5 protein-coding genes and 2 pseudogenes are annotated in these 5,050 nt (G+C 70.6%); 4 read left to right on the forward strand and 3 right to left on the reverse strand.

Annotated features, from left to right (window positions below):
- The 4 genes and pseudogenes from G6028_RS00225 to G6028_RS00235 all read left to right on the forward strand — a co-directional run.
- A pseudogene (locus G6028_RS00225) lies at positions 1-276 on the forward strand (membrane protein insertase YidC); the annotation flags it as partial.
- A 370-nt stretch (positions 277-646) separates the two neighbouring features.
- Positions 647-1,087: pseudogene (locus G6028_RS18235) on the forward strand (ATP-binding cassette domain-containing protein); the annotation flags it as partial.
- 495 nt (positions 1,088-1,582) lie between these two features.
- Complete coding sequence (locus tag G6028_RS18240) at positions 1,583-2,161, forward strand: ATP-binding cassette domain-containing protein (protein WP_479682417.1); 579 nt, start codon at positions 1,583-1,585, stop codon at positions 2,159-2,161.
- A gap of 44 nt (positions 2,162-2,205) precedes the next feature.
- Positions 2,206-2,784, forward strand: coding sequence for a dihydrofolate reductase family protein (locus tag G6028_RS00235; RefSeq protein WP_182657628.1), 579 nt, complete (start codon positions 2,206-2,208; stop codon positions 2,782-2,784).
- A gap of 82 nt (positions 2,785-2,866) precedes the next feature.
- Here the strand turns inward: G6028_RS00235 and G6028_RS00240 are convergent, their stop codons facing one another.
- The 3 genes from G6028_RS00240 to G6028_RS00250 form a co-directional block, all read right to left on the reverse strand.
- Positions 2,867-3,409 carry a ferritin gene (locus G6028_RS00240; RefSeq protein ID WP_422110508.1) on the reverse strand — a complete coding sequence of 181 codons (543 nt, stop codon included), beginning with the start codon at positions 3,407-3,409 and terminating at the stop codon, positions 2,867-2,869.
- Between the two features lie 206 nt (positions 3,410-3,615).
- Positions 3,616-4,395, reverse strand: a complete 780-nt coding sequence (locus G6028_RS00245; protein ID WP_182657630.1) for an SDR family NAD(P)-dependent oxidoreductase — start codon at positions 4,393-4,395, stop codon at positions 3,616-3,618.
- 33 nt (positions 4,396-4,428) lie between these two features.
- Positions 4,429-4,878: a limonene-1,2-epoxide hydrolase family protein gene (locus tag G6028_RS00250; RefSeq protein WP_182657632.1), complete on the reverse strand. Its 450-nt coding sequence runs from the start codon at positions 4,876-4,878 to the stop codon at positions 4,429-4,431.
- Positions 4,879-5,050: the final 172 nt, after the last annotated feature.

Consider the following 5,050-nt stretch of genomic DNA (forward strand, 5'->3'; position numbering starts at 1 on the left):
GCGGGCTCGGCAGCTGCGGGCAAGCCGCAGGACTTCCAGTCGATCGCCGAGTCCATGACCGAGTCGATGAACCAGTCGATGAAGATCATGATGTACCTGTTCCCCTTCTTCCCGATCGTGGGCGCGTACTTCTTCAACTTCCCCATCGCGATCGGTATCTACTGGCTCACCAACAACATCTGGACCGCGGTGCAGTCGCACTTCTTCATGGAGAAGCTCGAGAAGGAGCTGCCGATGACCAGCCGCGAAGGCCTCCCGCCCAGCGCGTTCATGTGACGCGCCCGCCCGCCGCAGGCACGGCGTTCTGGTCGTGCCTACTGCGGTGAATCGGCGGAATCGCCGCAGTAGCCTCGACCAGACGGGACCTCGCGTGCTCTCGTGCCTCGCGTGCAGCCCTTGCCCGCGGTGGCCCCCCGGCGTACTGTGCACAGCGGAAGTCGGCAGGCGCACGGCGTGACCGCGGGGAGACCTGCGGGCGCGAGGGGCGCCAGCCGAGAACTCGACACGAGGAGCCACAGCACAGTGCTCGACCCCAGGTGAGACCCGGCCCACCCGCCACCTCCCTGGAGCACTCATGTCTTCCCTCGTCCTGTCGGACGTCGCCTACGCGTTCCCCGACGACACCACACTCTTCACCGGGCTCGACCTCACGGTGCGCCCCGGTCTGACCTCACTGGTCGGCCGCAACGGCGCCGGCAAGTCCACGCTGCTGCGCGTGATCGCCGGGGAGCTGCCGCTGTCCGCCGGGTCGATCTCCGTCGACGGCGAGCCCGCCCGCCCGCCCGCGGTCGCATACCTGCCGCAGCTGCTCGTCGACGCCTCGCCCGGCCGCACCCTCGCCGACGAACTCGGGATAGGCCCGCAGCTCGCGGCGCTGCATCGGATCGAGGCGGGAGAGGGCGACGACGACGACTTCGCCCGCATCGGTGATGACTGGTCCGTCGCCGAACGGACCCTCGCGCTGCTCGACCAGCTGGGCCTGCCCGCCGAGTTGACCAGACCCGTGGGCGAGTTGTCCGGCGGGGAGCGCACGCTCGCGGCGGTGGCGGGTCGACTCCTGGGGCAGCCGAAGGTGCTGCTTCTCGACGAGCCGACCACCAACCTCGACCGACCGGCCCGGGCCAGGTTGTTCGCGGCGCTCGAGGGGTTCGTCTCCGCAGGGCGGCGGATCGCTGTGGCGGTGAGCCACGACCTGGAACTGCTCGAACGGGCCGATGCCACGGTGGAGCTGCGGTCCGGACGATGTCGACTCTTCGGGGGGCCGTACTCGCTGTACCGGGAGGTCGTCGACTTCGAGCAGTCGGCCGCGGTGCAGTCGCTGGCGGACGCCCGCAACGAGCTGCGCGCGGAGAAGCGGGACAGGGTCGACGGGATGGAGAAGGCGAGCCGCCGACTCGCGCAGGGGCGTCGGGTGCAGGCCGCCGGCGGGATGCCCAAGATCCTCATGAACGCACGTCGCAGGTCCGCCCAGGAATCCGCGGGCAGACTACGCGCGGTCCACGAGCAGGGAGTCGAGCAGGCGCGCGCGCGGATGCAGGACGCCGACGCCGCCGTCCGCCGAGAGGAGGTGTTGCGGATCCCGATGCCCGACCCGGGGCTGCCGGCCGGGCGGAGCGTGATTGACACCCTCGATCCGGTCGCCGGTCGCATCCACCTGACCGGGCCTGCGCGGATACGGCTCGCCGGCCCCAACGGCAGCGGCAAGACCACGCTGCTCCGGCGCCTGTTCGGTGACGGGTCCGCCGGAGCTGGTGACGACGAGGCGGCGCACGTGCCCTGGGCTCTGCTGCCGCAGGATCTGCGGGTCGAGCATCCCGACAGGTCGGTGGTGGACGCGATCCGGGCGGTGCGCCCTGAGGCCGATCCCGAGCAGGTCCACGCCCACGCCGCGCGGATGTTGTTCACGGGGGACGCCGGGTTCCGCCGCCTCGCCGAGCTCTCCGGTGGCGAACGTCTGCGCGCGGCGTTGGCGGCGAGGTTGTTCGCGCGGCCGGTTCCGCAGTTGCTGATCCTGGACGAGCCCACCAACAACCTCGACCTCGCCGGCGTGGAGGTGCTCGCCGACGCTCTCGCGCGGTGGCGCGGGGCCCTGGTCCTGGTGAGCCACGACGACGGCTTCTGTGCCCGGGTGGGGGTGGACGACGTGATCCGGCTCGGCTGACCCGCTCCATTTCCCCTGATCACAGACCACGAAGGGACTCACCCATGCGCAAGCTCATCTACTACATCGCCGTCACCGCCGACGGGTTCATCGCGGACCCCGACGGACGGACGGACTTCTTTCCGCTCGAGGGCGACCACATGGCCTGGCTCGTCGAGCACTATCCGGAGACGATCCCCGGTCACATCCGCGGCGCGATCGGGCTCGCGGGGACCGCCCCATGGGTGTTCGACACGGTTCTGCTGGGCCGGTCCACCCATCAAGTCGCTGTCGACGAGGGGCTGGCCAGCGGCTACCCGCACCTGCGCCAGTACGTGGTGACCCATCGGCCGGGTGATCTGCCGGCGGAGACGGGCCTCACTGCGTCGGACGAGGACCCCGTGACACTGGTCCGACGACTCAAGGCGGAGAGCTCCCCGCTCGACATCTGGCTCTGCGGTGGCGGGGAGCTGGCAGCGGCGTTGGCGGACGAGATCGACGAGTTCCGGCTCAAGGTCAACCCGGTGGTGATCGGCCGGGGGCGACCGCTGATCGCCGGGTCCACCGGTGCGCGGTCCCTGGTCACGCACCGGCGGATCGGGTTCGACAGCGGGGTGAGCTACGTGGAGTACAGCTGCGCCTGACCCGCCCGCGCCCGTACAGGCCCCGCCAACACCAGCCCCGCCCGTACCGGCCGAGCCCGCTCGCCGGATCCGGGATGTCCGGTCAGACGGCGCCGCCGGCCACCGCGGGCGGGGTGCCGGTGTTGGTGGAGGTGTCGGTCTCGCGTGCGAGGTATTCCTCGATGCGGAACCAGTCGTTGTCCGCGCGCTCGGCGATCGCCACCAGGGTGCTCATGTTGGCGACCTCCTCGACCTGCTCACGCAGGAACCACAGCATGAACTGCTCACCCAGCGGGTCGGACTCGGCGCGGGCCGCCTGGAACATCGACTCGATCTGACGGGTGACCTGCTTCTCCTGCTCGAGCGCGTGGCGCAGGGCGGCGACGGGGCCGTCGAACTCGGCCTGCGGGCCGGGCACGGCCGGGATGGTCACCGGGATGTCGCGGTCGAGCATGTACTGGACCATCATCATGGCGTGGTTCCGCTCGCCGAGGCTGTGCTGGTAGAAGCGCCCGGCGAGCTGGGGCAGGTCCTTGGCGTCGGCCCACACTGCGATCGCGATGTACTGCTGGCTCGCGGCGAACTCGTGACCGACCTGCGCGGACAGGAGTTCGGTGAACGACGACGACTTCTTGGCCATGATCATGGCACCCTTCCTCTCGGGGGACCTCGACGGGCGTCGAGGTTCGCCCGGGGCATGTTGCGCCCCAGGGGTCCCACAGTAGGGCCGGCAACCGCGTTTTACCAGGTCAGTAAGCCTAACCGAACATCGGTAAGCCTGGCCTTGTCGGCGGGACCTGCCAACGGGGTCCCGCGCCACCGCGCCACCGCGCCACCGCGGGACCGTACCGCTCAGCGCCTGTGGGCCCGCATGGCCGAGTGCTGGTCCCGCGGCTTGACCACGATCTGGTCCAGGTTGACGTGCGACGGCCGGCTCGCCACGAACCCCACGATCTCGGCGATGTCGCGTGCGACCATGGGGGTCAATCCCTGGTAGACGGCGCCGGCCTTGTCGTCGTCGCCGTCGAACCGCACGAGCGAGAACTCGGTCTCCACCATGCCGGGCGCGATCTCGGTGAACCGCACGGGTTGGCCCAGGTGCTCCCCGCGCAGCGTCCGGTGCAGCACGGCCTGCGCGTGCTTGGCGGTGGTGTAGCCGCTGCCCTTGTCGTAGGACTCCAGCGCGGCGATCGAGGTGATGGTCACCACCAGGCCGTCGCCGGTCTCCACGAGCACCGGCATGAGGCCGCGCACGAGCCGAAGAGTGCCCAGGACGTTGGTCTCCCACATCCACCGCCACTGCTCCTCGTCGGCGTCCATGACGGTGGTCGTGCCCTTGGCGCCGCCGGCGTTGTTGACCAGCACGTGGAGCCGGGGGACGGCCGCGCAGAACGCCTCACACGAGGCGGGATCGGTCACGTCCAGGGGCATGGCGGTGCCGCCGATCTCGTCCGCGAGCGCCTGCAGCCGGTCGAGTCGCCGGGCGCCGACGACCACGTGGAACCCCAGCCCGGCCAGTTCGCGCGCGGTGGCCTCACCGATCCCGGAAGAGGCGCCGGTCACCACCGCGATGCGGGTGTCGGCGGGGAGGGCGGCCAGGCGCGCGCGTGCGGCGGGGTGATCGAAGCTCATGTCCCAGAGACTAGGTGCTCGACGACGACGAGTTCAGCGACCCCGTCCGGTGATCATCCCCACCAGCCCGCGCACCGTGCCGAGGGCCATGTCGGACTTGGAGAAGTAGTCCTGCCAGCCGCAGACGAGGCCGTCGCGGACCTCGAGGCGTCCGCAGACCCAGAAACCGCAGCGGAATCGCCCGAGTCCCAGGTAGTCGGTGCGTTCGGTGAGCACGATGGCGGGGGAGCCTGGGGTGGTCGGGTCCGCCGGTGCGCCCACGGCGAGGTGGTGGATCTCCGCGTCGAAGTCCACGGTGGCGCCCATGGCCGACAGCGCCTTGACCACGTCGCGCTTACCCCGGATGGTGGGGAGCCCGATGTTGGCCCACCACACGTCGTCGGCCAGCAGGTCGGCGGCGGCGGGGACGTTGCCCGAGACGAGGGCGTCGAAGAAGGTGCGGACCACGACGTCGGAGTCGATCTGGGTGGTGGTGGTTGCCATTGGACCACGGTAGCCGCCCCGGTCCGGCTTGTGTGGCCGGAACGCTCGGCCCCGGCCGACTCATGTGCGGCTGGCACGATGAGTCCCATGAACTCTGCACCCACACCCGCCGTCTCGTCCGCCGTCTCCTCCGACGGCACCGTCATCGCCTACCGCGTCCTCGGCGACCCCG

This window comes from Dietzia cercidiphylli (genome assembly GCF_014145145.1).
GTDB classification, from domain to species: domain Bacteria; phylum Actinomycetota; class Actinomycetes; order Mycobacteriales; family Mycobacteriaceae; genus Dietzia; species Dietzia natronolimnaea.